Origin of the sequence: Siminovitchia sediminis, assembly GCF_042680885.1 — a bacterium.
GTDB classification, from domain to species: domain Bacteria; phylum Bacillota; class Bacilli; order Bacillales; family Bacillaceae_C; genus Siminovitchia; species Siminovitchia sediminis.
In genome coordinates, this window is record NZ_JBHUEO010000072.1 from 1 (window position 1) to 3514 (window position 3514).

Consider the following 3514-nt stretch of genomic DNA (forward strand, 5'->3'; position numbering starts at 1 on the left):
CCTCAACACGGACAAAAACAAAGTCAATGGTGGCGCACATACTGAAACCAATTAAACAATGTGTATTCTTGTCGTATTTTGATTATGTCCATTTTTAGGGGGCTTGACCACTGTCACTTGTCGAAAATCCTTGACACCCCATTTTCAGAATATTATTGACTGGAAATTTAAGTTTTAATAATATAAATAACATATATTAACATATATTAATATATGTTAATACTACCCAATCATTTGATTGGCGCTATCCATTTTTACAGGAGGGATAAGTATGAAATTTGGGTTGATTCCAAAGCTGCTGATTGGCCTGGCCGCAGGGATTGCCATTGGTCTTTTGGATGTGGATTGGATGATTCGTATCACAGAAACCGCAAGGATTTTGCTGGGAGGCATTATTAAATTCTTTATACCGCTGATCCTGATTGCTTTTATTGCGGCTGGGATCGCTGACTTGCGGGGAAAAACCGGGAAGCTGTTAAGCTTTACAGTAGGGCTCTCCTACGTAGATACCATTATTGCATCCGCACTGGCAGCGCTGGCTGCCTATCTCATGATTCCAAGTTTTGGTATTGTGACGACTACTGGCGAAGAGGCTGCCGCGATCGCTGAGCCTTTTATTGAAATTAACATACCTCCTATCATGGATGTCATGAGTGCACTGATGCTCGCCTTTGTATTGGGGATTGGCGCCACATGGGGAAAATCACCTACCATCACTTACGCTGTAACAGAATTTAGAGAAATCATCATTCGCTGTATTAACAAACTCGTCATTCCGATTTTGCCTTTCTTCATTGCCACCATCTTTGCCGGTGTTGCAGCGAAAGGGGATTTGTTTTCCAACATCGCTATTTTCGGGAAAATGTTTGGACTTATCATAGGTATGCAATTGCTATGGCTTATTATTGAATATGTCCTGGCAGGAATCGTTTTTAAACAAAATCCATGGACCATGTTTAAAGCTTTAATTCCCGCTTATTTTACCGCCATTGGAACGATGTCCAGTGCAGTGACGATGCCCGTAGCCTTAAAGCAGGCACAAAAAGTAAAGTATATGGACAGGGATATTGTCGACTTTGTCATACCATTATGCAACACCGTCCATTTATCCGGAGCAGCCATAGGGATCACCGTGGGAGCAGCGACCGTTTCCATGTTCACAACTGGGGAGTTGCCCTCCATCACAACAATGATCGCATTTGTCATTCTATTGGGAATTATTGAAGTAGGAGCTGTCGGTGTTCCAGGCGGATCGGTTATGGCTTCCTTGGGAATTCTCCAATCAGTGCTTGGGTTTGATGAAGCAGCTCTTGGGTTAATGATTACCTTATTTGCCATTCAGGATGGATTTGCTACTGCCACCAATGTAACTGGAGACGGTGCGCTGGCCATGATCATTAACCGCTTTTTTGGAAAAAAACAAGGGCCGGACGTTCCTGCAAGTTCAGACGTTACAGTAGATGCATAGATGACTTCATAGAATACTAGAAAAAGGAGCAGACAGATGGTTAAAAAGTTAGACCTGCGCAGTGATACAGCCTCATTGCCAACCGAAAAAATGAAAAAAGCGATGTTCAATGCTACACTTGGAGACGATATTCTCAAAGAGGATCCAAGCGTAAATGAACTCGAAGAACTGGCCGCTTCCATGCTTGGCATGGAGGCCGCCTTATTTGTCATATCAGGAACAATGGCAAACCAAATCGCTGTTATGACCCTAACGGAACGTGGCCAAGAGGTTATTTTAGGACCGGAATCCCATTTGTATAATTTAGAAGTTGCGGGACTGGCTGCTCTTTCACAGGTTCAAGTTCGCCCCGTTAAAGTAGAAAATGGGTGCTATGATATTGATCATGTAAAAGAAGCGATACAGGAAAAAGGCATTCAATCAGCCACCACTGGATTAATCTGCTTGGAAAACACGTACAATCTGAATGAAGGCAGCGTCGTACCGCTTAAGAACATGGCGGAAATTAAGGAAATTGCCGACAAGCACAACATCCCGGTTTATTTGGATGGCGCCCGACTTTTTAACGCTGCGGCATACCTGGGCGTGAAGCCTTCTGAGGTTTGCCAGCATGTCGATGCCGTACAATTTTGCTTGACAAAAGGGCTGGGCTGCCCGCTTGGTTCCATTTTGGCAGGTCCCAAAACGTTTATTGAGGAGGCCAAGCGCATCCGCCAGCGTCTTGGAGGAGGAATGAGACAAGCCGGAGTCATTGCCGCACCAGGTATCGTAGGGCTCACGGAAATGGTTGATCGGATTGGCGAAGACCATGTAACGGCGGCAAAACTTTTTAACGGATTAAGGACGATTCCCGGCATAAAGCCAACAGCAAATCATTTCCACACCAACATTGTGTCAGTTGAAATTGACAAGGATAGCTGGAACGCAGACCGATTCATTGAAGCATTAAAAAAATACAACATCCTTGTGAAAAAAGTTGGTTCGCACCGGGTGAGAATGGTGACCCATTACCATATTAGAGACGAAGATATTAATCATGTTGTACAATGTATACAAACCGTGATGGAGTGATGAACCTTGTCCGTCAGCAAAGAAAGCGCCAGACCAATGTACAGACAATTGGCCGATACCCTGAAAGATGAAATATACAGCGGCCAGATCCAACCGGGCGAAACGATCGGCTCTCAGAGGCAGCTGGAAGAAAGATTTAATGTCAGTACAGTCACCGTCCGCCGGGCCATCCAGCTGTTAAAGGATGAAGGCCTGGTGATTACAAACCATGGAAAAGGGACCTATGTCAAACCAACCAATAAATTAGAACAACACCTTGTCCATCTTCAAAGCTTTTCTGAAGTACTGGAGGAGCAAGGGGTCCACTCGCAAACACATATTATAAAAGCTGAAATGCTGCCCATGGAAGATTTAGAAGAACACGATTTACCGCCGGATTTTGGCAGCGTATCTTTTTATATCGAGCGTTTACACCTTGTAGATGATCAGCCTGTTGCACTTGCTCTCATTTATCTACCCGCTTTTATCGGTGAACAATTGACGATTGAAGAATTGAAGGCACACTCGGTCTACGAGCTGATTGAGAAAAAACTTGGAATGACCTTGGGAAAAGCAGAACAAACCATTGAAGCCTGTCCCGCTATGGATGAGGTTGCAGCCCTTCTTCAAGTGAAGGAAAACACACCTTTGCTGAGGGCAGAACGACTCTCCTTTTCAGAAGACAACATTCCAGTAGAGAAAATTGAATTCTATTATCACCATTCGGTCTATTCCTTTCGTATCAAATTGACGAGGGCAGATCAAATGACGATGTGGCCGGATTGAAAGAAACTTATGATTCAAGACAAATACCAGTGGATGCCGCGAGAGGCTCAGCCAAAAGCTGAGCCTCTTTTTTTCGACAAATTCCGGGGCGTGACAGTGGTTGACCCCCTTATAATGGACACATGGTTTATACTGAAATACGACATAACGCAATTTTCCCGGAGGTAAGTGAATGATGTCAAAACAAAGAAACAGCCACCATAGTGTCGA

3 protein-coding genes are annotated in these 3514 nt (G+C 44.2%); all 3 read left to right on the forward strand.

The window, feature by feature from the left end; all coding sequences use genetic code 11:
• Window positions 1–271 precede the first annotated feature (271 nt).
• Genes ACFSCZ_RS16700 through ACFSCZ_RS16710 form a run of 3 tightly spaced genes read left to right on the forward strand, consistent with a single transcriptional unit; the run spans window position 272 to window position 3304 of the window.
• Window positions 272–1468 (forward strand): cation:dicarboxylate symporter family transporter, encoded by a 1197-nt coding sequence (locus ACFSCZ_RS16700; protein ID WP_380775550.1) that lies wholly within the window; start codon window positions 272–274, stop codon window positions 1466–1468.
• 36 nt (window positions 1469–1504) lie between these two features.
• The gene (locus ACFSCZ_RS16705) at window positions 1505–2539 is read left to right on the forward strand and encodes a threonine aldolase family protein (protein WP_380775552.1); all 1035 of its coding nucleotides are present in this window, start codon (window positions 1505–1507) and stop codon (window positions 2537–2539) included.
• A 6-nt stretch (window positions 2540–2545) separates the two neighbouring features.
• A complete protein-coding gene (locus ACFSCZ_RS16710) occupies window positions 2546–3304 on the forward strand; it encodes a GntR family transcriptional regulator (RefSeq protein WP_380775554.1) in 759 nt (252 codons plus the stop codon).
• Window positions 3305–3514: the final 210 nt, after the last annotated feature.